The sequence below is a fragment of the Reichenbachiella sp. MSK19-1 genome (assembly GCF_003590315.1).
GTDB lineage: Bacteria > Bacteroidota > Bacteroidia > Cytophagales > Cyclobacteriaceae > Reichenbachiella > Reichenbachiella agariperforans.
In genome coordinates this window covers 714,391-739,284 of record NZ_MIER01000015.1, presented here as the reverse complement: position 1 = coordinate 739,284, position 24,894 = coordinate 714,391, and the positions used below count along the sequence as shown (strand labels likewise).

12 protein-coding genes are annotated in these 24,894 nt (G+C 43.1%); 4 read left to right on the top strand and 8 right to left on the bottom strand.

Annotation, left to right across the window (positions count from 1 at the left end; genetic code table 11):
• Window positions 1–43 precede the first annotated feature (43 nt).
• The 3 genes from BGP76_RS11060 to BGP76_RS11050 form a co-directional block, all read right to left on the bottom strand.
• Complete coding sequence (locus tag BGP76_RS11060; RefSeq protein WP_119844704.1) at window positions 44–8,422, bottom strand: FG-GAP-like repeat-containing protein; 8,379 nt, start codon at window positions 8,420–8,422, stop codon at window positions 44–46.
• Between the two features lie 116 nt (window positions 8,423–8,538).
• Window positions 8,539–9,234, bottom strand: coding sequence for a LytTR family DNA-binding domain-containing protein (locus tag BGP76_RS11055; RefSeq protein ID WP_073121924.1), 696 nt, complete (start codon window positions 9,232–9,234; stop codon window positions 8,539–8,541).
• The gene (locus BGP76_RS11050) at window positions 9,231–11,042 is read right to left on the bottom strand and encodes a histidine kinase dimerization/phosphoacceptor domain -containing protein (protein WP_119844703.1); all 1,812 of its coding nucleotides are present in this window, start codon (window positions 11,040–11,042) and stop codon (window positions 9,231–9,233) included. Before BGP76_RS11050 ends, BGP76_RS11055 begins: the two co-directional genes overlap by 4 nt.
• A gap of 161 nt (window positions 11,043–11,203) precedes the next feature.
• On the opposite strand from BGP76_RS11050, the gene BGP76_RS11045 reads away from it, so the two are divergent.
• The 4 genes from BGP76_RS11045 to fsa all read left to right on the top strand — a co-directional run bounded on the left by BGP76_RS11045 (window position 11,204) and on the right by fsa (window position 19,930).
• Entirely contained in the window at window positions 11,204–12,181 is a 978-nt protein-coding gene (locus BGP76_RS11045; RefSeq protein WP_119844702.1) for an SMP-30/gluconolactonase/LRE family protein, read from the top strand.
• A gap of 504 nt (window positions 12,182–12,685) precedes the next feature.
• A complete protein-coding gene (locus tag BGP76_RS11040) occupies window positions 12,686–16,747 on the top strand; it encodes a pectinesterase family protein (RefSeq protein ID WP_119844701.1) in 4,062 nt (1,353 codons plus the stop codon).
• Between the two features lie 406 nt (window positions 16,748–17,153).
• A complete protein-coding gene (locus tag BGP76_RS11035) occupies window positions 17,154–19,187 on the top strand; it encodes a transketolase (protein WP_119844700.1) in 2,034 nt (677 codons plus the stop codon).
• Window positions 19,188–19,273: 86 nt separating this feature from the next.
• Entirely contained in the window at window positions 19,274–19,930 is a 657-nt protein-coding gene (gene fsa, locus BGP76_RS11030) for a fructose-6-phosphate aldolase (RefSeq protein WP_073121916.1), read from the top strand.
• Window positions 19,931–20,039: 109 nt separating this feature from the next.
• Here the strand turns inward: fsa and BGP76_RS11025 are convergent, their stop codons facing one another.
• From BGP76_RS11025 to BGP76_RS11005, 5 genes are all read right to left on the bottom strand, one after another.
• Window positions 20,040–20,894 (bottom strand): HAEPLYID family protein, encoded by an 855-nt coding sequence (locus BGP76_RS11025; protein ID WP_119844699.1) that lies wholly within the window; start codon window positions 20,892–20,894, stop codon window positions 20,040–20,042.
• A gap of 82 nt (window positions 20,895–20,976) precedes the next feature.
• Window positions 20,977–21,363 carry a hypothetical protein gene (locus tag BGP76_RS11020; RefSeq protein WP_119844698.1) on the bottom strand — a complete coding sequence of 129 codons (387 nt, stop codon included), beginning with the start codon at window positions 21,361–21,363 and terminating at the stop codon, window positions 20,977–20,979.
• A gap of 281 nt (window positions 21,364–21,644) precedes the next feature.
• Complete coding sequence (locus BGP76_RS11015; protein WP_119844697.1) at window positions 21,645–22,745, bottom strand: glycoside hydrolase family 43 protein; 1,101 nt, start codon at window positions 22,743–22,745, stop codon at window positions 21,645–21,647.
• Between the two features lie 347 nt (window positions 22,746–23,092).
• Entirely contained in the window at window positions 23,093–24,412 is a 1,320-nt protein-coding gene (locus tag BGP76_RS11010) for a hypothetical protein (RefSeq protein WP_119844696.1), read from the bottom strand.
• A complete protein-coding gene (locus tag BGP76_RS11005; protein ID WP_073121906.1) occupies window positions 24,409–24,891 on the bottom strand; it encodes a response regulator in 483 nt (160 codons plus the stop codon). Before BGP76_RS11005 ends, BGP76_RS11010 begins: the two co-directional genes overlap by 4 nt.
• Between the last annotated feature and the right edge of the window lie 3 nt (window positions 24,892–24,894).

Sequence of the window (24,894 nt, the reverse complement as noted above, 5' to 3'; positions counted from 1 at the left end):
CAGTAGATTATACTGCCCTTTTAGTTGTTGTGTAGTTGAGTATTTAGTGTTTTACGATTAATCTTTTAGTCACACGTGTTTCTTCATTGAGGAGTTGAACAAAATAAATTCCTGAATCAAGATCTGCAATGTTTAAGATTTCTGTTCCTCCTCTATGTTGAATCGTTTTGATTAACTCTCCATTTAGGTTAAACAGTTTCATCTCTGCTTGGTCTAACTCTGTCTCTATTGTTATAACCTTGTCAGATGGGTTAGGGTAGATGCTTACAGTCACGTTTTCATTACTCACACTTAACACCAGTTTGATGGTCAAAATACCATTAACAAGGTTGTAGTCATAATGAGTGTCTGTTCCACCCGTCAACAATAGATCAAATTGACCTGTAATATCTGAAGTTTCGGCATTTGTTTCTAGGGTAGGTAGTTCATCTAAATCATCGATGGTATCTCCTAGTTTAAAGCCAGAGATATTGTAAGTGAATTCAGGAAATGAACTTCCTTGATCCAGAATAATATCTTCTGCTTCAAAATTCAACGTTGCTTTCGAGACGTTGAAACTATGCTCTACAGCTATAGCTGATTGGAATTCGTTGTCTCCATCTTGAATTGCTCTTACGATGTATTGACCAACACCTGAAATTTGAAGAGAACTTTCTGTAATAGATCCTTGACCAGCAATTAGTTCGAATACAACAGGTAAGTTGCTCGTAGCGGTAGCTGACAGATTAACCTCAGTGCCATAGGTTTGGTCTTTGATGGATTGAAAGCTGATAGTCTGTGACGTTTTAGTAGCGTCTGTTACTTTAAAAGTCCGTGATACCGACTCAGCTGCCAGATAGTTGTTATTGCCTACTTGTGAAGCTTCTATAGTAAATGTGCCTGTCGCATTGACAGTCAACGTACCGTCATCTATAGATCCGTCACCTGCAGTGAGTTCATAAGTCACCGCGAGTCCAGAGTTAGCCGTTGCATCCAACGCTACGCTACCTACGGCAATGTCTATGTCAGCTATTTCTGTAAAGGAAATGGTTTGTTCTGCTTTGTTGACTGTTAAAACTTGTTCGACAGCTGTAGCAGGGTTGTAGGTTTCGTCACCTGTCTGCGTGGCAGTGATTGTTGTAGTCCCAGCGCCAACAATGGTTATGGTGCTACCAGATATAGTTGCGACGTTTTCATCGGAACTGGTATAGGTTACATCAAGTTCTGAATCCGCAGTAGCAGTCAAATCAAAAGCCTCATCACCAAAGGTTTTCTCCTCCAAAGCTGTGAACGTGATGATTTGATCGGATTTCGAAGCGTCTGTCACTTCAAATGATTGTGAAACCGACTCAGCAGCCAGATAGTTGTCATTACCTGCTTGTGATGCGGTGATGGTAAATGTGCCTGTCGCATTGACTGTCAACGTACCGTCATCTATAGATCCGTCACCTGCAGTGAGTTCATAAGTCACCGCGAGTCCAGAGTTAGCCGTTGCATTCAACGCTACGCTACCTATGGTAATGTCTATGTCTGCTATTTCCGCAAATGTGATTGTTTGTTCTGCTTTGTTGACTGTTAAAACTTGTTCGACTGCTGTTGCAGGATTGTAAATTTCGTCACCTGTCTGTATAGCAGTGATTGTTGTCGTGCCAGCGCCAACAATGGTAACTGTGCTACCAGATACAGTCGCGACGTTTTCGTCCGAACTGGTATAGGTCACCTCGAGTTCTGAATCCGCAGTAGCAGTCAAGTCAAAAGCCTCATCACCAAAGGTTTTCTCCTCCAATGTGGTAAAAGTGATGGTTTGATCAGATTTAGAGGGACTTGTCACTTCAAATGATTGTGAAACCGACTCAGCAGCCAGATAGTTATCATTACCTGCTTGTGACGCGATGATGGTAAATGTGCCTGTAGTATTGACAGTCAACGTACCGTCTTCTATGGAGCCGTCACCTGCAGTGAGTTCATAAGTCACCGTGAGTCCAGAGTTAGCCGTTGCATCCAACGCTACGCTACCTATGGCAATGTCTATATTTGCTATTTCCGCAAATGTGATAGTTTGTTCTGTTTTGTTGACAGTTAAAACTTGCTCGACTGCTGTTGCAGGATTGTAAATTTCGTTTCCTGCTTGAGAGGCAGTGATTGTTGTCGTGCCAGCGGCAATAATAGTAACCGTGCTACCTGAGACAGTTGCCACCGAAGAGTTGGAGCTCGAGTATGATATTGCCAATTCAGAATTAGCGACTGCTGTTAAGTCAAACTCTTCATCCCCGTAAGTCTTAGTTGTCAAATCACTAAAGGTAATCAACTGACTTTGTTTGGCTATTTCAATATCCACATAAGAATAAACACTTGCTCCATGAGGATCCGTAGCTTCGAAACGAATGCTGTAGTCCCCAACTGATCCAGTTGGCGGGTTGATGGTGAAAACATCACCTTCAATGGACATCCATTCTGGCACTGTAGAGCCTGTATTGTATGTCACTGTATAAACTAATACTTCATCATCAGCATCTTCAAAAACAGTTGATATATCGATTGTCGATACTACATCAATGAATACAGTCTGATCACTTAATGGGTTAGCATTCACTGGTGACTGATTGGTTGAGATCACACTAATTTCAAAAATATCAGAAACTGTTAGTTCTCCTACATCAGTACCGGTCACTTTAATATCCCAATCTCCAACTACAGATTCACTACTGATACCAGATAGGGTTTTGGTCTCTTCATCATAAGTCAACCAATCCGGCAAGTCTTCTCCATCAGCCAATGTCACAGAATAGCTTAATTCTTCATCCTCTTCATCACTGAAATGGCCTGTGAGTACTTTTGACACAGTTGCTCCTGCGTCTACTTCTATGTCACTGAGTCCAGAAGCCAAATAAGGTGCGTCATTGACCTCATTGATAGTCAGACTAAAAGTAGTGCTGACAGATGCAAACTCATCCTGTGCGGTCAGTTTAATCATCAATACGCCTGTGTTGTCTTGTAGTGGTGTACCGGAGAAGTTCAACGTTTCCTCATCGAAAATCAGCCATTCGGGTAAGTCAGAATCATCTGACAATGAAATTGAATAAGTCAATTCGTCTTCATCCGCATCGCTGAACGTATTCTCATTAATAGAAAGCTCAAACAAGTCATCCTCATCGGTTTCTAAATCCCCAATTTCATTAGCAACTATTGGTGCATCATTTTGAATAGAAACTTCTATGGTGAACTCAGTGGTAACACTAGCATCATTAGGATCAGTGGCTATTAGTTTTACGTCAAATTCAGCGACATCATCTACTACTGGCGTTCCTTCAAAGGTGTTTGTTTCAGTGTCGAATGTTAGCCACTCTGGTAACTCCGAATCGTCATCCAAAGATGCGGTCATTGTCAATTCATCACCATCTTCATCAGCAAATGTAGCTTCAGCTACTTCATAACTGAACAATGCATTTACTATGGCTGTTTTTTTGGTTATTGAACTAGACACAGTTGGTGCGTCGTTGACATTGAGTATAGTCAAATCAAATTCGTCAGAGACATTACCTCCTGCACCATCGTCAGCAGATACTTTTATCGCAATCGTCCCTACGTTGGCTTGCAAAGGTGTACCGCTCAAAGAATTGTCCGAATCGTCAAAACTTAACCAATCAGGAAGGTCCGAATCGTCTGTTAGTGTCACACTGAGGGTCAATTCATCTGAATCAGCATCTTCAAATGTCTCACTTGGAATGCTAAAACTGAATTCTGCATCTTCGTTGGTCTCCAAATTGGACAATGCATTGGCGATTGTCGGTACAGTGTTGTTGCGGTTTTTGAAGTAACCAATTTCGTCAGCATTGTAGTTGGAGGTTAGGATGTCCAATCGACCATCTCCATTGATATCAGAGACCTGAAGACGCTGAATACCCAATTCTTGACCGGATAATAGCTGTGTATCAAAGGTATCATCTCCATTGTTTTCTAAATAAAATAGTGAGTTTGTAGTTTGAGAGGCTACAACAAGGTCCAAATCACCATCGGCATCTATATCGGCAACTTTAAAGTCCTCAAAATTATCGTCAAAAATAGTTTCAGTAGTGAATGTTAATGTGCCATCATTGTATAAAATTTCTAAATCACTGCTGTAGTGTAACCTGACGATATCCATGTCACCATCCTGATCGATATCTACCACTGCTGCTTCTTTAAATTCAAAACCCTCGTGAGATTCGAATGATTGAAAACCATCATTTTCGTACCATTCTCCGCCAGATCCTAACACATCATAATCACCATCCAAATCCAGGTCTGCTACCGTCACATTTGTATGGTCGTCATTGGATAGATGATGTTTGGTGAAATTCAACGTACCATCATTTTCATAATAATCCAATGAGTTGTCTGACGGTACGATTACATCAATATCTCCATCAAAATCCATATCCAAGAGACTGAAATCATTTGCACCAGAAACACCTGTAATCAAGTTGCTGCTCGTAAATGAACCCGTTCCGTCATTGCTGTCAATTTTTATGGCGTTGCTAAGTGACCAAACACTCACAATATCTAAGTCGCCATCTTGATCCATGTCGTATACGATAGAATGAGTTGCTTGTGTATTGAGATTGGTGGCAGTAGTTGTTGCTCGACTCTCAACATCTAACCAATTCACAGAAATGCCTTTTCCAGAAGACACACTAGAGGCTATAATGTCATTCACTCCATTTCCATTCATATCACCTAGATCAATACTAGTTGGATCTATAGGTTGTGCGATGGTAGGTTGTTTTTGAAAAAAGGCACCTGAAATATCGGCGTTCGTGTAAAAGAAAAATGAATACGCAGAAACGCTAATCCCACCATCCTCGGACTCTATATCAGATGAAACCAATACGCGATATTCTTCATTGTTTAATAGAGCGTCATCAGGCGTAAAGCTAATCGTGGCAGTACCTCCACCAGAGATAAGGCCTGATACTCGCAACCCTTTAGAATTCCTAACAATGATCGCATCGTCCAAAGTAGTGGTTTCTACCGTTTTATCAAACACAATGGAGACCGTGACATTCGTATCATTGTATGTCGCGAGTGATGGCGAAAAAGAGCTTATTGAAATCAGTGGGGGTAGTGTCACCCAAAGCTCAAATACGTCTTCTGCATATTCTCCCGCATGATCGGTTCCTCGCACTTTTAGGCTGTACTCACTTTCTGCAGATAGAGGAGCAGTGCCTGTCAGTAAACGCGTCTCATTGCTAAAGGTCATCCATCCTGGCAAAGGATCTCCATTGTCCAAAGTCATGGAATAGACAAAAACATCACTACCATCAGGGTCTACAAAGATATCATCCACTGAGATAGAAAACGCTACATCACCTATTACCTCTTCATCTTCTTTGGGCGTATCTACCACTGGCGTTTGATTGACTACATTTTCATAAATCGTGATATCTGAATCTACTGTAGAAATAGCTGCAAAATCCAAATCACCATCACTATCTACATCCCCAAAAACCATAGAGTAGCCTTCTTTATCTGCTATATGCCAATAGGTAAAATCTAATGAGCCTTTGTTTTCTAGCCAACCTACTTCTTTGATGTCAGCTGCACTGGTGATAATATCTAGGTCTCCATCTGCATCTATGTCTACAAACCTTGCGAAACTGGGACCGTCCGTACCCTCAAAAATATTCGTATCGGTGAATACCTGATTGCCATCGTTTTGATAGATCACCACATGATCTTCCCTATTCTCAGCGGTAAGCAAATCCAAATCTCCATCGCCATCCACATCTGCTACATCCAAATCAGATACACCATCAGCGTCTGTCGTTATTTGATGCTGAGTGAAATTTTGGAACCCATCGTTTTCAAACCAGACTAGTGTATTGGAAGCGTACACATGCCCACCTGCCACAAGGTCCATATCTCCATCTTGATCCAAGTCGACAGGAAGTACCGTCTCAGTCATTTGAGTCAAAACACCTAATTCTATTTGAGTAAAATTGCCTGCACCATCATTTTTTAGCCACCATATTCCTTCAGAGTTGATTTCCCATACAATAACGTCAAGGTACCCGTCTCCATTTATGTCAGATAAAATGACACTTCCGATAAAGTCAAGATCGGTGTTAATTGAGTGACTTGAGAATGTCTCATTGCCATCGTTTTCGACCCATTGAATTGTAGGCCTTCGAGCAGTAACCAAATCTAAATCTCCGTCCAAGTCAATATCGCCTATATCGAACCCTAGGGATGATCCTGAATTATCTATGGTAGTAGCATTAAAATTGCCATCCCCATCGTTTTCATACCATTCAATATTGCCCGTATCAATACCATTAAGTATATCTAAATCTCCATCTCCATCCAAATCAATCATTTTAAGTTTTTCGGCATTTGCCCCTGCTGATAATTCGGTAGATCCTACGATTAATGCTGGACTACTAGGGGAGACAGCCGCACCTACGACAAAACTGAAAGTATTATTTTCTACCACGATACTTCCCCCTTGACTCGTCAGAGCAGTCAATATTTTTACATTCACGGCCTCTCCCGGAAAGAAATCATTAGTCGGGTCAAAAATAATATTGGGCGTGCCACCACCAGAAAAAGCACCCGAAACCAAACCAGACATAGAGCCAATGACTTGGAAATGTTGGATGTTGAGTGTAGTGGCATCTATGCTTTCAGAAAAAGTAATACTAATATTAGATGATGCAACAATCCCGCGACTCTGATGTGTAGGCGAATGGTCGTCTATGGTCATCAGCGAAGTAGGTGAGATCACAATATCAATTACATCGTCTGTAGATAACCCTCCTGGATCAGTAGCGATTATTTTAACTGATATAGTACCTACATCAGTGGCAGTAGGAATCCCTGATAAATTCCTCGACTCTGGATCAAAAGTCAACCAATCGGGCAAAGGGTCATCATTGGATAAAGCAGCACTATAGCTGAGTGTTGATAGCTCAGGGTCTGAAAAGGCATCTGAAGGTACGAGATAACTGAAGGTTAGATATGACTGAGTAACTTGGTCTGCTAAGGGGGTGTCTAAGACAGGAGATTCATTGGTTTTGTTTTCAAACCAAATAATTTTTTCATTACCCGTACCTACTAAGTCCAATCGCCCATCTAAATTTAAGTCGACTAAATCACTAATATATGGTCTGATTATGTCCGCACATAGTGTTCTTTCTGTAAAGTTTTCAAGTCCATCATTTTCAAACCAAAGTATAGCTTTACCTACATTATCTGCTGCAAAAACATCCATATCTCCATCACCATCTACATCGCCCACCGATGGGTTATGCATCACTTCCGCTGAGTTGATTATTGTATGTTTTGTAAAGGATTGGCTACCATCATTTTCATACCATAACAACCAGTCGTTATTATGAAATGTGGTGATCAGATCTAAATCACCATCATCATCTAAATCTACAACTTGGAACTCTGTATTAAAACCATACCCATTACCGTCTATAAAATGCTCAGTAAATGAAAGGGCGCCATCGTTTTCGTACCATGCAAACCTAGTATTAGATCCTAATGGCTGACATAATATATCCATATCACCATCACCATCTATATCAGAAAAAGTTACCGCTCTTCCATTAGCGTGGGTTTCTGACATGTTTTGTGGTATATAGGTTCCCGAACCAGAATTGATATACAAAACAACTCCTCCGCCATTAGTTGCTACGCCTATATCGTTCAATCCATCACCATTCAAATCGGCTACATCAGCTGCGTACGGCGCATAGCCTGAGTTTACTATCACGTTTTCTGAAAAACTGCCAGTACCATCATTTTCATACCAATTGACATAATTAAAATAATTACTTACACCCAAGACATCTGGATAACCATCACTATTAATATCACCTACCTGTATGGTAGTAGGGTTTGCATCATAAACTTCATCGCTGGCACCATAGGAGAAGTTTTCGTCTCCATCATTTTCATACCAACGCATGTTTCCATAATTACCTCCTAATATATCCAAATCATCATCACCCTCTATGTCAGCTATTTGTGTTGCTCCCGCACCTATACTGGTTACCAATTTGGCAAGGCTAAGAGGAGTAGAATATGCCGGCAAGGTCTTGACTCGAAATGTAAATGAAAAACCGTTCGTCAATGGATCGCTTCCAGTAGATTCTATGGACTCGGTCAGCGTCACTTGTATCCGATCTCCATACAAGAAATCATTCGTAGGATTCACTGTGATGACGGCAGTACCTCCGCCAGAAACAGAAAACGGCAAAGCACCTTTGACGGCACTGGTGACAATGATGTTGTCTGCCAAAGTGGTCGCATCAATAGAAGCGTTGAAGGTTATTTCGATATCCTGGTCTATTAACGCGTAATTTTCGTTTTGATTAGGAGATAAGCTCGTAATCTCTAATTGAGCATACCCAGAGAAAAGTGTAAAGACTAATAGAGTGGTAAGTAAGGTTTTCATACAGCGATTTTTAAATATTTAGATCTAAAATCGCTAGATCCCTTTAGCTCACGAATTCCCTTTTAGCAGAGGGGTATTTTCATTTAGTGAAGGGGAGGTTTGAACAAGTAAAGAAATTACAGCATGGATAGCATTTTTAAAAACTCCTTACGATAGGATTTTCCTAGTAGTACTTTGTGTCCTCTTAAAAATACATAGCCTTCTGAGATAGAATCAATATGATCAAAATTGATAAGATAAGATCTGTGGATACGCATAAAACCGAAAGGTAAGAGCTTTTCTTCTACACTCTTCAGTGTGTGGCTGATGATGAATTTGTCTTTTTCTGTATAGACATTGGCATAGTTATCAAAGGCCTCTACATAGACGATATCTGATGACATCACGGAGACAATCTCTTGTCCGTTTCGCAAGAAGAGTTTCTCAGGAGTTTTGGCTTCTTTCGTGGTTTTCTGAACCCTGGATAGAGCAATTTCCACATTGGCGATGAGGTCACTTTCGTTGAAGGGTTTCACGATGTAGCCAGAGGGGTTAGTCTTTTTCGCTCGATCGAGTGTTTGCTGATCGTAGTAGGATGTCAGAAATACAAAGGGGATATTCAGTTTCCCTGCTAGGTCGATTCCGTCTGCATCTCCTTCAATATTGACATCAAGTAGCGCTATGTCTGGATTGTGTTTGTCAATAGATGCTAAGGCATCTGGGGCTTCATCTACTATGTCTACGACAGTGTACCCGTTTTTCTCAAGAATGCCTGCTATATCATCGGCGATCAATGGCTCGTCTTCTACTACCAACACGGAGGGTTTACTCATACGACTAATTTATATCGGGAAAGGTTCAAATACACGATTGTGCCGTTTTCATTTTTTACTATAATCTCAGCCTTCAGTTTTCGGGAGAGTGACTTAATCATTTTCCAGCCAAATGAGTTCGAGTTTCGCATCGTTTCTTCATCCATACCGACCCCATTGTCACGGACCATGACTTGTAGTATGTCATCTATTTCTTTGATCTCTATGTCCAACCGACCATGCTCAATCCCTCCAAAGGCATATTTCAGGCAATTGGTGATGAGTTCGTTTAAGATGAGACCTAATGGGATGACGGTATCGATATCCATTTTTATTTTATGTGCAGAGACACTGCTTTCCACTCGATCTCTGTCTGTGCCAAAAGCAGTAAAAAGTTCAGAGACCAGATTCTCTATATAGTCATGGATGTCGACTCCTCTGATATCGTCGGCACTGTAGAGCCTTTGATGGATCAAGGCCATTGATTTTACGCGGTTTTGTCCTTCTTTGACTGCATCTATGGCTGCTTCATCGTCTAGCGATCCTGCTTGCAGATTGAGTAAGCTAGAAATGACTTGTAGGTTGTTTTTGACACGGTGATGAATCTCTTTGAGGAGTGTTTCACGATCTTCCAAAGCATGGGTGATCTCAATGTTTTTGTTTGTGAGTAGTTCGGAGGTTTTCTTTTTGGAAGTATAGCGTTGGTACAAAAAGCCTGCAAAAATGATAAGGATAGTAAATCCAGAGACGAATACATTGCGTTGGTTTTGAGAGTTGGCCAAAGCCAGTGCTGCACTTTTTTGTTCCAATTCTAGCTCTGTGATGACTCTTTCTTTTTGTTCCGCTTCGTATTTGGCATTGTACTCGTTGATGGTTTCTTTATTCTTGATGTTAATCAACGAATCACGAAGTATGAGATATTCGGACTGTATGCGGTATGCGTTTTCATAATCCTTCATGGTCTCATAGACTAAGTATTGTGCTTGTTTTGTCTCTATGAATCGACCAATATCCCCGAGCTTTTGTATATATTCTAGACTTAAAGTGTAGTAATCCAGCGCTTTGAGTAGTTCTTTTTTCTCACTATATAGTTCACCGAGTTTTCGATAGAGTACGCCTAAACCTTCATGATCTCCGATTTTCTTCTGAATGGCCTCAGACTTGTTAAAGTAATATTCTGCACTATCGAATTCTTCCATATAGGAGAAAGTACTGCCTAAGTTTAAGTAGACAATACTCTCCATCAATTGATCTGCACTCTCTACGAAAGGAGCTAGTGAGCTATGGAGGTAGAAGAGTGAGGAGTCGTACTGTTCTGTCTTGTTAAATATCAGTGCAATGTTGATCTTGGATTTGGCCACTTCCTCAGGGTTATTGAGTTGTGTCCTGATATTCATACTCTTGAGGAAATAAGTCAACGCTTGGTCATAATCATATTGTTGATAATGGAGAGCCCCTACACCATTGTAGGCCCACGCCAGATGTTTAGGAGAATTGATTTGTTCAAAAATCTCAATACTCTCAAAATGTAAGACGAGTGCGTCAGAAATATTTCCTTGAATTTCATCGACTATGGCTAGAGTCTCTTTGGATATCCCTAGTTGTAGGCTGTCATTTTCGTTGATCTCAATGGCCTTTAGTAGCAAGACTCTCGCACTATCCAAATCTTTGTAGGTGTATTCATAGGCCAGGTCATTGAGTACGATTAGATTTTTGGGCTGCTCGATGAGGACAGCTTTCAGGCTATCGATATAGCTCTTGTCTTGACTCCAGCAGGTACAGGATAGAATAGATAAGGTGATCGTCAGTATTAAACGGAAGCGGTTCATTAAGGAAATTTGCGTTAGGTATGACCAAAACTAAGAAAACAATTGAGAAACTAGATTTATGTATCAACAATTGTGCGATTCACCCAGTGCAGTTGTGAAGGATTGTAGGTTGATTTGAGGATTGAAACCAAAGAACTGAAATTAATACAGAATATTAAGACATGAAAAACACATTACTAGCCGCTGGTCTATTGGCAATGGTATCTTGCACCGCACCAAAGACCTCCGAAGGGGAAGTTCAAACACCACAAGACGATATCCAACGATGGGAAGCCGAATTGTTTTATGAAGACAAAAACGAGTTAGGCGAAGGGGCCATTTGGAACCACGAGACGAATGAGCTCTGGTCGGTAGATATTGAGGGCAAGAAGTGGTTTCAGCTCGATGTGTCTAACAAGTCTCAGTTGGTACATCAGTTGGATCAGCGGATAGGAACGATCGTACCGTCTGCGGATGGACGTGCAGTAGTAGCACTAGAAAACGGTGTGTACTATTATGATCCTACTACAGGAGAGCAAGAACTAATCGTGACACCTGAAACACATACGGGTAAGATTCGCTTCAACGACGGCAAGTGTGACCCGTCAGGCAGACTTTGGGTAGGCTCTATGCATCTCGATCAGATTAGTGATGCGGCAAGCCTCTATAAAATTAGCGCTGACGGTAGCTCAGAGCAGATGCTTGACAGTGTGACCATCTCCAACGGGATCGTTTGGTCATCTGACAAAAAGACGATGTACTATATCGATACACCAGATGGCAAAGTACGCGTGTTCGATTATGATGACAAGACGGGTACGATCTCAAACGAGCGTAGTTTGATGGATTTTACGGCATACGGCTATCCCGATGGCAGTACGATAGATGCTGAGAACAATCTGTGGGTGTGCCTATGGAATGGCAACAAAGTGTTGCAGATCGATACCGAGTCAGGAGAGATCATTGGTGAAGTGCATATTCCTGCACACAACATCACGTCTTGTGCTTTTGGGGGAGAGAACTTGGACTCGCTATTCATCACTTCTGCTAGAGTGGATATGAGTGAGGCGGAATTGGACTCTCTACCACACGCTGGAAGTATATTCGTAGCAGTCCCAGGAGTCAAAGGGGTTAAAGCCAATTTCTTCGGTCAGAAGTAAGTTATACTTCAAGTGTAAATGTGATGATTAGATTTTGGCTATACCCACGTATGTGCAAGAGTGTTTTGGTAATGATGCTTAGGCTTGTGACTATCCAGCAGCTTGCTGCGATGCGAGGAAAATAGTTTTATATCTCATCTACTGACAAAAGCCCGATTGAATTCGTTTCAGTCGGGCTTTTGCGTTTGTAAGTAGTCTTTTGTGATCTAATTGATTGTAAATAAGGTTGAGTTGGAAATTATTTAGACGCTGAATATCAGTATACCTGCTGATAGGGGATTCCGAATGCACATTTTGGGATCAACACTTAGTCTCCCGACTCATTTATATGAAGTGTATTATTTACACAGTTATTTGTTCCTTGTTAAGTCAATGTGAATAAATGAATAGTCCAATGTTTTTCCATGCTTCATCTTTAGCGTCGGGTTTCATTATGTGATTGGTTTTAATATTGGATCGGTCTAGTGAAGTCAAATTGAAAGATGTACGATTAAAGACTAAATTATGAAAAAAACTTACTTCGCTATTGTAGCATTGTTGGTTTGCTCACTATGGGCAAACGCGCAACTCGCAGGGACAGTCACCTACGAGTTTTTGGACGAAACCATCATAGACTCAGGTATGAGTACAGATGGACTAGTCGACTGGACCGCTGGATACCACGGGGGCACTTACGGCATGAACATGAAGCTCGGTGACGAGATCAATGTCAAAGTCCCAGGAAGTAGCACCATTCGATTTTTGGGATCAAAACACTCTGGACTAGAACTCACGGGTACCGCTCTCGAATCTGGAGATTTGGGAACTCTGACCACCAAAGTAGAAACAGATCTATCTGACACCTACTCATTTGTCTATTCAGGACCAGAGACCACACTTAACTTCAAAGCAGTAGAAGGAACCGGTAGTGACATCTACCTGCCCTCTATTGAAGTGATCCCCGCACAATCAGGTGCTACAGCGACTACTGCAGAGGCCAGTATCATCTACTATTATGACTTGCGAGATGGCAGCATCATCCCTACAGATACCGATGGTCAGCCGGATATCAATGCTGGTTTGATCGACGTGATCGTGGGGACAAGCAACGCATTCGGATACAATGGGGATGATCACGGTTCGGTTTTGAAAACAGGCAACCAAATTGTACTAGATGTAGCAGGCAACTCCTACATCAAAATAGGGGGATGTGTCTACTCTGGGGGCACTATTGCGATCTCTAGCGAATCAGGGGAGTTTGACATCACCGAATCTGACAATACCGCTGGCGAGTATGACAATGACAACTATACGCTAGACATCCTGTATGTAGGCGAAGCAGGGAGCGTAACTTTGGATTTTACAGGCACCAATTACGTCCCCTATTTAGAGGTAGCTCCGATTCCATACGAAGTGCAAATCGGCCCCTCTTACCCGAATTCGAACGGATTGATTGATGTATGGGATTTCGGAGCGGCACAGCTAGACGAAGCTACTTACAAAAATAATCTAACCGTCGACATCATCAATGCTTGGTATGCAGATACCGAAGCAGGCACTGCGGGACCTACACTACCAAGCTTCACGGCAGATGTACTGAGCTGGGTCGGTGGAGGAAATGACAGACTCCGCTCTACCAACGAAAGCCTGACACGATACGATGACAATATCGCTGGTGCAGAAGAGTACACGGGACGAGTCTACGTCAATGCTTCTGCAGCGACCACTCGATACATGAGTTTGACTCTCTACGAAGACGATGAAGTCACGATGATTGTCAAAACCGACGCAGGTGGAAACCTAAACTTCGACTATGCAGAAGACCCTACGCTCCAATCCGATCAAATCGAACTCGGAAGTGATATCGTTGAAGTAAAATTCGTGGCTCAGCACAAAGGAATTTACCACATCTACGATGACTTAGGCAAACCAAGCTACTATAGGATCTACCGCAAGGATGCTACGTATGCAGACTTGACAGGTAGCATAGACGTCACAGCCGCGACAGACATACCTGAGGGCTACTCGATCTCCTTTACCAATGAAGTCGGCAAAACTTGGATTGCAGATCAATCGAGCAACAGCTACAGTGTTTCATTGCCGGCGGGCTACAGCTATACCTTGGGACTGACAGATGCCAATGGGTACGTGATCAGTACGGAGAGCACATTGGCTGTGACAGCAGAAACGACTACTTATGATTTGACACTTGAGAAAGTAGAGCTCTACACCGTGACAGGGAGTATCACTGGTCTCGACGATCAGCTCATGGACTTGGAGTTGAACTACAGCGCAGATGGCAAAATCTACCAACCAGAACCAAGTATAGATACAGAAGCTGGCACATACAGTGTGCAACTCGAGCCCAACACGAGTTACACGATTACAGCCAAAGGAGTCAACGACTATGAATTGACCGAAAGTACAGTATCTATCACGGCAGATGCGACACAAGCCATTGCTTTCACAGAGAAGGCGCTCTTTGATGTTGTCATTACTACAGAAGGACTGACTGACGACCAGGTCGCCAAATTAGGCCTAGTATTCACCAACCTCTACGAGGAAGGCTATGAATATGATTTCCCATCAGCAAGTGAGGTTCAACTAAGAACCGGGACTTACTCGGTAGCCTATACAGGACTGGACGAGTCGCCAGTGCAGTTGGCTCCCACTTCGAATCTGACAATAGAAGCAGCGGATGTCAGCAAAACACTTTCGTTCACCACTGTGACCCAATGGAACTTTGACGATCAAGTCATCGAAAGTGGTACAACTACAGCCTACAAGGGGCTGTTGTTCTCAGGAGCCATCGCGAACCAGATCAGCAAAGGGCACTTGACAGCAAAAGCAGACGCCACGATCCAAGTCCCTGTCAACGCGGGAGACAAAGTGACTATTACGTATTACTACGAGGCGGACTTCTCCATCGAAGGGGGCGAAGCAGTCACGACTACCAGTGGCAGTACGAGCACCTTGGAGAGTGTGGACTACAACTACACAGGTTCAGAATCTGGGCACATCACGCTGACCATCGGAGCAAGTGTAGGGACGACATACATCACGCAGATAGCGACACAGCAAGCCGTAGACTATAGCGAAACATTGACGGTCGGCACAAACAAGGATTTTGAAACGATCAATGAGGCTTTAGACGCAGTCTCAAGAATGGCTCGTGAAAGTGATCAGCGCGTCACCATCATGATTGATCCAGGCAACTACGAAGAGATGTTGGTGATCCGTGTGAATAATGTCACCTTGAAAAACGCAGCAGCTATTCCAGATATCTCCCTAGCCAACGCAGGTGTGGATATCTCTGATCAAGCCGTCAGAATCACTTCTTACTATGGGCACGGCTACAGCTATTACAGCATGGGCAATGACCAAAAATGGAATGAAGATGTACTCCGTGTCAACAAAGCCAACGGTTCACTCTCCTATGAGAATGCTGGAAGTGGCACCACCAACGGTTCGTATTGGAACGCTACGGTGGTCGTGAGTGCAGATGGGTTCGAAGCTGAAGATATCATCTTCGAAAACTCATTCAACCAATACATATCCAAAAAAGAATCCGAAGACAAAGTTGTCATGTGGGCATCAGGTAGCAAGGGAGAGAGACCTACTACTGCTGGTAGCACAGAGGTGCAAAACAAGAGTTTTGTAGAAAGAGCCGCTGCGATAGCCATTACGAACGACGTAGACAAAGTGGTACTCAACAAATGCCGAGTGGTTGGTAGACAAGACTCCTTCTATGGAGGTACAGGATCAAGAGTAGTCGTCTACAAAGGTGCTATGATGGGGGCTACAGACTACATCTTTGGTGGCATGACAGCCGTATTTTACCAAACTGACTTGGTCATGAACACCAGCGAAGACAAAAATGACAGATGCTATATCACCGCCGCCCAACAAAGCAGTGGTCGTGGGTACTTGATGTACGAATGCACCATCACCTCAGCGACTCCAGGCTCAGAAACTGCCTCAGCGTATCGCTCTAAGCCTGGGTACTTTGGGCGTCCATGGCAGGGAGCAACCAGTGAGGTAGTCTTCTACAACACGACCATCGAGACCACCAACTTCCCAGACAACGACGGAGAATCGTTGATCGCTGCAGAAGGCTGGTTGAGTACGCTGGGAGGTGAGTCTCCAGGCATGTATGAGTTTGGGACGACCGAACTATCAGGTGCTGATAATTCGGGTAGTCGAGCGAGCTGGTCTACACTCTTGACCGAAGCAGTGCTCAGTGACGATAGTGAAATCTCGAACTTTACCTTTACCAAAGGAAATGACGATTGGGATCCGTTACCGGGGTTGGTGACGGCCGAAGAGGAAGAGTTAGAGGAGGAAGAAGAAGTCCTATCTACTCCTTTGATTCCAGTTTCAGGTGTTCAAGTTTACGCTTACGAAAATCAGGTTCACGTTGGCAATGTGATGTCCAAAACACAAGTACATGTATATAACCTCATGGGACGTAAAGTGAAAACTGTAGAAACAAACCATGATATTAATTTTAGTCTCAACAACGGGCTTTGGATAGTCATGATGAACTCAGCTGACGGTCAAAAGGCAGTGAAAGTGTTAACGCGCTGATCTTAAATGTTCAAAGTGTTAGAAGAGGGTGTCTATATAGACACCCTCTTTTTTTTGTCTTAGTTACCGATCAATCACAAATTATAAAGTGTATTTTGTACACGTTATAATTTGTGCTACATTTGACGTATGGATTCAGGTCTTGAAGTAGCTAAATGGTACTGTGAAGTATTGTAATCAAGGCTGGTGCTCCCTAAAGAGGTGTTTAGGCATTGTGAGTCCTATTTGAAGTATCGGTGAAATAGAATTGAAGGGGGCTTGCAGTAGCGTGGTTTACTTGCGTTTTGGGATTAATATCCACCTTTGAGGTTATAAATAATAGATTTTTAAATTAGTTTTGGGTTTAGTAAATGCCTTGGATTTAAAAGATTTCCGAGGCATTTTTTAATTTCTAGAAACAGTACAAATGAAGACAGTAGACTTACAGGCAGCAGACAACATTAGGGCACTAGCCGTTTCGATGGTAGAGAAGGCAAAATCTGGTCATCCAGGTGGACCCATGGGAGGTGCAGATTTCATGCACATTTTATACTCAGAGTTTTTAAGATTCGATCCGGACAACATGAGCTGGCATGGAAGAGACAGGTTCTTCATGGACGCAGGCCATTTGTCTTCACTGATGTATGCGCAGTATAGCCTGTTGGGCAAGTTCTCGATGGAAGACCTCTCCAACTTCAGACAGTGGGGATCGGTCACTCCAGGCCACCCAGAAGTAGACGTAGAACGCGCGATAGAAAACACCTCAGGGCCACTCGGTCAAGGACACGCTATGGGAGTAGGAGCGGCGATCGCTGCGAAGTTTCTCCAGGCGAAGTTTGGCAACTGGATGGATCAAAAAATATACGGATTCATCTCTGACGGAGGGATCCAAGAAGAAATCTCTCAAGGGGTAGGACGTATCGCGGGTCACTTGGGATTGAACAACTTCATCATGTTCTTTGATAGCAACGACGTGCAGCTCTCTACGATGACTGACGAGGTGACTACTGAGGATACTGCGATGAAATACGAGTCATGGGGATGGAAAGTCGTCACAATCGACGCACACAACCACGACGAAATCAGAAAAGCACTCAAAGACGCAAACGCTGAGACGGAGAAGCCAGTACTCATCATTGGTAAGACCATCATGGGCAAAGGCTGTGTGACAGCTGAAGGCGAGATGTTCGAAGGACACTGCGAACTACACGGTCAGCCAATCGGCGCGACAGGTGCGGATTACGAAAAAACATTGGAGAATCTAGGATCGGACCCTAAGGACCCATTCAAAATATTCCCTGAGGTAGCTGCACACTATGCACAAGTACTGAAGGATAAAACGGCTGCTGCCAAAGAAGCTTACACGAAAGAAGAAGCGTGGAGAAAAGACAATGCAGCACTCGCAGCGAAACTAGATCAGTTCTTGACAGGTAAGATGCCAGAAGGAATTGATTTTAGTGAGATCGCACAAAAAGAAGGTGTAGCGTCAAGAGCAGCAGGCTCTGCGGTATTGGCTTACCTCGCGGACAAAGTAGAAAACATGATCGTGTCTTCTGCGGATTTGTCTAACTCAGACAAGACGGACGGTTTCTTGAAGAAAACAAGAGCCATCCAGAAAAATGATTTTGGTGGCGCTTTCTTGCAGTCAGGTGTAGCTGAACTGTCTATGGCGGCTATCGCCAACGGGATGGCACTGCACGGTGGTGTGATTCCAGTGGTGGGTACGTTCTTCGTATTCTCTGACTACATGAAGCCCGCGATCAGACTTGGAGCGATCCAAGAGCTACCGGTGAAATATGTATGGACACATGATGCGTTTAGAGTAGGAGAGGATGGACCGACTCACCAGCCGATCGAGCAAGAAGCACAGATCAGATTGATGGAGAAAGTTCAAAATCACAGTCACAAAAATAGCTTCCTTGCACTCAGACCTGCAGATGCTGCAGAGACAACCGTAGCGTGGAAAATGGCTATGGAAAACACAGACGTCTCGACAGGTTTGATCCTATCGAGACAAGGGATCAAAGACTTACCAGCTGTAGGTGCTTCGAGATACGAAGATGCGCTCCAAGCGGAGAAAGGTGGATACCTTGTGCAAAAAGTAGAAAACCCAGACGTGGTGTTGATCGCCAATGGTTCGGAAGTAGCGACTTTGTTTGCGGGAGCAGCTTTGCTCGAAGAGAAGAAAGGATTGAAAATCAACATTGCTTCGATTCCTTCTGAGGGACTATTCAGAAGCCAAGACAAAGCTTATCAGGAATCAGTAATCCCTACAGACAAGCCTATCTTCGGTATGACGGCTGGATTGCCTGTCAACTTGGAAGGACTCGCGGGACCAAACGGTAAAGTCTTTGGATTGGGACATTTCGGATATTCTGCTCCTGCTGGAGTATTGGATGAGAAATTCGGATTCACGGGCGAAAACGTGTACAACCAAGTGGTTGAATTGTTGGGACTTTAATTCCGATGGTCTTCTTGGTTTGTTTATGACGAGCCAAGAAGATCTGATACATAGAATAAAACTTTGACTATAAACAGACAATAGACATGCAATTTTTCATCGATACCGCCAATCTTGATCACATCAAGGAGGCATATGACTTAGGAGTATTAGACGGTGTGACCACCAACCCATCGTTGATGGCCAAAGAGGGCATCACTGGTGAGGAGAACATCAGAGCACACTACAAGAAAATCTGTGATATCGTAGATGACAAGGTAAGTGCAGAGGTAATCTCTACCGAATTTGATGCGATGCTCAAAGAAGGGTTGGAACTAGCAGCGATCGATCCAAAGATCGTCGTGAAAATCCCAATGATCAAAGACGGTATCAAGACCATCAAGGCGTTGAGTGACAAAGGGATCAGAACCAACTGTACGTTGATCTTTAGCCCAGGACAAGCGATCCTCGCTGCGAAAGCGGGTGCGAGCTATATCTCTCCATTCATCGGGAGATTGGACGATATCGGGTTTGACGGGATGAACCTCATCGAGCAGATCGTGGGCATCTACGATAACTTCGGTTTCGAAACAGAAATCCTAGCGGCATCTGTGCGCAACCCACTACACTTGATCAAGTGTGCTGAGGTAGGAGCAGACGTAGTGACCTGTCCATTGAGTGCGATCATGGGCTTGTTGAAACACCCATTGACCGACAGTGGATTGGCGACTTTCCTAGCGGATTACGCCAAAGGAAACAAGTAAGACAACTTACTTTCTAGAAATTAAAAAAGGGATACATCTAATGATGTATCCCTTTTTTGTTTGATACGAAGTGGTAGTTAACACTTCGTTGGCTTACTGTCGGGTATCTTTAGTGATGTTTGGGTTCCCAAATTAGTCTTACGAAAGAGCTTAATCTTTCATTTTCTCTTCTCACAGGAATTCCTCCCACTATTCCAATCAATAAATGGTCTGTAATACCTAAGCGCATCTGAGGACGAATGGTCATGTCAAAATCACTCTCGTCGATGGTTTTATTAAATTCAACACCAATAAAATTGCGTGTACCTGGAATCATATAATGAAAACTTGTATTGACGTCATAGGTCGTATGGAATTTGTTGGTATTGAAATGCTGCTCAATCATTGGCCCTGTATAAATCAATGAATGAAAGTTGTTTCCCCAGCGTTTGGCAATCACAAAGAATGGATTGTAGATATTGCCAGTAATGAAAGGCTTTCCAAAATTCCTAAAGTCAGAGAGTTCAAATTCGTTAATGTACCCAAGCGCCATTGAAGTTGCCAATGGTTCGCTTACAAAGAATGACCATTGTGTCGCAATTTTAATACTATTCAATTCATTAGCGGGGTTCAATTCCTCACCTGTATCACTTACGGGTGAATAAAAGGTGAAAGGCAGTTCAACCTCTAGCCCTAACCTATCCATGGGAGCCCATTCATATTCTATGAGTGCTTCATATGAATCAAATTTTAAATTGTCCGTGAGCCCAAATCCTAAGTTCCACTCTTTTTCACCTTTCCGTGCACCTAAATCCCGTATCAGGTCTACATAGAGAGGCTCGGCATGCAGTACTTTATCAGGTTCTTTATCGTCTTCTATTGTTTGAATGTAAATTTCATCCCTTTCAGATTTGGTCGTTTGAGCGACTGAATATATCGAAGATGCCAATAGTGTAATTAGCATCAATTTCTTCTTGATGTTCATATTGATTTGTTTTTTTAAGCATAATAAAATTGTCCCAGCACTACTTTTTAATAGTGGGGATAGTCAATTGTGAAAAAACAAATCATGCTTTCGGTGGAGGAGTGTCTATTTTGTGAAAGCCGTTAATTAGAGAAGTGTTATAGCGGGGGAATGCCCTCTTTACTGAGTCAAAGTACGATTGATTAATGATAGAATCAATACTGAATTGAGCAATTAGCTCTATTTTAAAGTTTGCTTTCTTGTTATGATCTTCGGTATCATGATCATCATACTCTTTAATGGCATCATCATAGCCTAGGACTTTCTCCACGATTATTTCAATGATACTTTCTTGATCATTGATTGACAAATCCTCTGGAATATGATCTGGGTACGGGTCTGCCGTATCCACACTTATATTGAGTAGGTACAGCCCCATGAATCCCCAGAGGACTTTTGAAAAGATGCTATTTTTTATTTGATCGATCAAAGCGCCAATTTAATGCTCTTTTTTAACATTAAGCAATCTGTACCTTATCGTTTTTTTAGCACTCCGTCCTTAGCGTTCGTATTCATTCAGGGTTTAAATGTCTTGGTCGATAGTGTGGTTTATACTTTCGTTCAGTATCAAAAACAGCAGCCGTTGTTGCAAGTAGTTCAGTTACTTGCAACAACGGCTGCTGTTTTATCCGTACGAGTGAAGATTGGCCGTTTAGTGATCTGCTTAAAAAGTCAATCTTTCTGTCTCAGTAGGGAAGTTGTTTATGATTACTATTCTTTAAAAGCACTCAAGGTTTCGATCTTACCATTTTCATCGTGCTTTAATTCCATCATCTTGACACTACGTAGGTGCGTTTGGCCTTCTGATAGTGATGTATCGTGATAGAACAAGTACCATTTTCCGTTGAACTCGGTAATGGAGTGGTGGTTGGTCCAGCCATATACTGGTTCTAAAATAATGCCTAGGTAGGTAAAGGGACCATAAGGATTATCACCAGTGGCATAGCAGATATTATGTGTGTCACCTGTGGAGTAGGAGAAGTAGTATTTGTCGTTGTATTTGTGAACCCATGAAGCTTCGAAGAATCGTTTGTCATGGTCATCAGCCATGATAGGGCTACCGTCTGCATCTAGTATCTCTACTTCTTTTACTTCTTCAGCAAATTGCTTCATGTCATCACTTAGTTTAGCCACCCTCGGTAGCAACGCTGGGACATCACCACTAGGCTCCTGAGCAGTAACGCTAGCGTCATAGGTATTGTCATCCCATCGCTGTAGCTGACCGCCCCATACACCCCCAAAGTACATGTAGTATGCTCCGTCATCGTCCTTGAATACAGCTGGATCCATGCTGTAGCTGTTTTTCATCGGTTCTGGCTCGGCTGTAAAAGGCCCTTCTGGTCGATCACTAGTCGCTACCCCGATCTTGAAAATATCTTGCTTGTCTTTCAGAGGGAAGTATAGATAATACGTACCGTCTTTTTCGGCTGCATCGGGCGCCCATAGTTGACGTCCAGCCCAAGCAATGTCCTTCTTGTCTAATGCTACGCCGTGATCGGTGACCTCTCCACCTACTTCGTCCATGGAGAGTATGTGATAATCTTGCATATCGAAATGACTGCCAAAATCATCTTCTGCTATGCCAGACTCCCAATCATGGGATGGATAGATGTAAAGTTTTCCTTCAAATACATGTGCAGATGGGTCAGCTGTATAGATGTGTGTCACGAGTGGTTCACTTTTAAATGCTCGTACTGCTGTGGTATCTATTACTGACGACTCTTCGGACGATGGCTTACTGGTAGGTTGGCAGGCCACCAAAAAAGTTGCAATACCTAGTGTGAGGTACATCCCTTTCATTACTTCTTTCATATTAGTTGCTCTTATTTGTATTTATACTTTGTATGCGTTTCTATCTAAGTAGGGGCTATGCAAACTAGGAGTGCATTTTTCAACATTACGAGTAGGTGGAGAGATTAAGTGTTGCTGTTTTGATTACGGTAACCCTGTGTTATAAAGCTCAAATTTATAGATAGAATGCATATTACGCAACCGATTGCGTTACTAATTTTTCTCAATCTGAGAGGGTATAAATGGCTCTTACTTATTCTTTCTTGATGGACACATAAAACGACAGTATGCCTATTTAGGGACGAAAGTATACATTGTTCGAAACAACTGGCAGTTTGATTCTTGTATTGACCTACCAGTTAAAGGATTTAAATCTTGAACTGGTACTGTAGTATCCACATATCCATGCGTTTGGTGACTTGGGAGTAGTCACGGGTTTGGTTGCTGTAGATCGGGCGGTTTTGGATGGCTAAGGTTAGTTTGGATCTGTGACCGTCGAATAAGAAGTTAAGCCCATAGTCATACATGATCATTCGGTCATTTAGTCCATCATAGTCGGCAATTTGTATGGAAGCATAGGGTTGAAGGTAAGGCGACTTTTCGTTTGGGCTGATACGTGTACGGTAGCCCAACTGTAGATAGGCGACCTGTCCTGTTCCGGTAGTAGGGAAGGAGTTGCCCGCCCCAGCGTATGAACCGTTCCTCACGCCATTGCTCGGGTTGTTGGCACCAGAGAGGCGGATGTAGTCTTTTCCGAAATCATAGTCGAAGTATCCAAGATAGACGGTGACAGAGCGGCTGTTCTCATTGTTGAGTGGTAGATCCATGAAAAAATCAGCCGCCAGTAGGAGCATGTCATAGCTGATGGTGTCCATCTGTGTGTCAAGTCCTGCCAGTGCGTCTTCTTGATACAAGAACCCTACACTGAGATTTATGATTTTTTTGCTGCCATGGTAGGTGCCTGCCTTGAAAGCACTGGTTTGACTCTCTCTGTCCATAAACTCATAACTGAGATAGGCAGAGTACTGGAGGTCAGGGAAGTTGCTGTAGAAATTGGCCTCCTCACTTAGCGTATTTTGATATACAGCGAGTGGACGAGCGACTACTGCGCGGTAGGCGAAGTGTCCGATGTTGCCTTTGGCATAGAGGCTGAACTTGCGCAGGAGGTCATCGCTGATACCGACTGTGGGCATGGTGAATAGCGGGCAGTCATAGCTGAGGGCAGATGAAGTGGCAGGAGCAGCATAGCGAGAGAGTCCGACGTAGGCATTTTTGCCTCCTCCTATTTCGAAAGCATCGGCAAAGCGATAGGAGGTCTCTATATCCAGTATTTTCAGCGTGCTGTTGTTGTTGATGTAGTTGAGGTTGTTGGTTCCCAGTTGGAACTTGACGTACCATCGGTCGGTGATTGATCCAGATAGAATCATTCGAAACCTGCGTATGGATACATCACTGACATAGTCTTTGGTTTCTCCTTGAATGGTCGTGCCAGGGTTTAGTTCGGTAGTTCTGAGCCAGAGCTGAGCAGAGGCAGACAATTTGAGCTGAGATTGGTTCCCTAGTTTTAGCTGTGGGGGAGTGACGGGTTGGGCATAGGACATAGTCGCCCGCCCATAGGTCATCGTCAATAACACAATATTCAGTACGTACATGAGTAGCCGTGAAAACTTCTTGTTATGCCCAATCATGGTGTTTGTTTTAAAAGACCAAAAAGTGTTTCTTGATCCAGCACCTCCAAGAATAATTTGTAGTTAAGTCCTTTTTGGATGATGTATGAGGTCAAGAGTATTTTTATCTTGTGGAGGAGGTCATCTGCCTGCCATGGCTTCTCGAGATAGTAGTCAATCCCCGCCATGTTGATGGCCTGTATTGTGTCCATATGGGTAGCCTGACCTGTGAGGAGGATTTTCTTGGTATCCGAAAACCGCTGGTCATTGTGGAGGGTAGTGAGTAGTTCTACGCCTGTTTTGCCGGGCATCACATGGTCAGATACGACTACTGCGATGAAATCTCCCTTGGTGTCTATCTCTTCTATGAGTTCTTCTGCCTCGGGTGCGGATTCACACTCCTCTATGATCACGTACTGATCCAAGCTGGAGAGTTGGGTAGCGATGGTATTGAGAACCTCTCTTTGATCCTCGACACAGATGATATATATTTTTTCCATGGT

Bases quoted from the DNA above. Each gene is read 5' to 3' on its own strand.
- BGP76_RS11060 (WP_119844704.1), bottom strand. From the start codon at position 8,422: ATGAAAACCTTACTTACCACTCTATTAGTCTTTACACTTTTCTCTGGG.
- BGP76_RS11055 (WP_073121924.1), bottom strand. From the start codon at position 9,234: ATGAGTAAACCCTCCGTGTTGGTAGTAGAAGACGAGCCATTGATCGCC.
- BGP76_RS11050 (WP_119844703.1), bottom strand. From the start codon at position 11,042: ATGAACCGCTTCCGTTTAATACTGACGATCACCTTATCTATTCTATCC.
- BGP76_RS11045 (WP_119844702.1), top strand. From the start codon at position 11,204: ATGAAAAACACATTACTAGCCGCTGGTCTATTGGCAATGGTATCTTGC.
- BGP76_RS11040 (WP_119844701.1), top strand. From the start codon at position 12,686: ATGAAAAAAACTTACTTCGCTATTGTAGCATTGTTGGTTTGCTCACTA.
- BGP76_RS11035 (WP_119844700.1), top strand. From the start codon at position 17,154: ATGAAGACAGTAGACTTACAGGCAGCAGACAACATTAGGGCACTAGCC.
- fsa (WP_073121916.1), top strand. From the start codon at position 19,274: ATGCAATTTTTCATCGATACCGCCAATCTTGATCACATCAAGGAGGCA.
- BGP76_RS11025 (WP_119844699.1), bottom strand. From the start codon at position 20,894: ATGAACATCAAGAAGAAATTGATGCTAATTACACTATTGGCATCTTCG.
- BGP76_RS11015 (WP_119844697.1), bottom strand. From the start codon at position 22,745: ATGAAAGAAGTAATGAAAGGGATGTACCTCACACTAGGTATTGCAACT.
- BGP76_RS11010 (WP_119844696.1), bottom strand. From the start codon at position 24,412: ATGATTGGGCATAACAAGAAGTTTTCACGGCTACTCATGTACGTACTG.
- BGP76_RS11005 (WP_073121906.1), bottom strand. From the start codon at position 24,891: ATGGAAAAAATATATATCATCTGTGTCGAGGATCAAAGAGAGGTTCTC.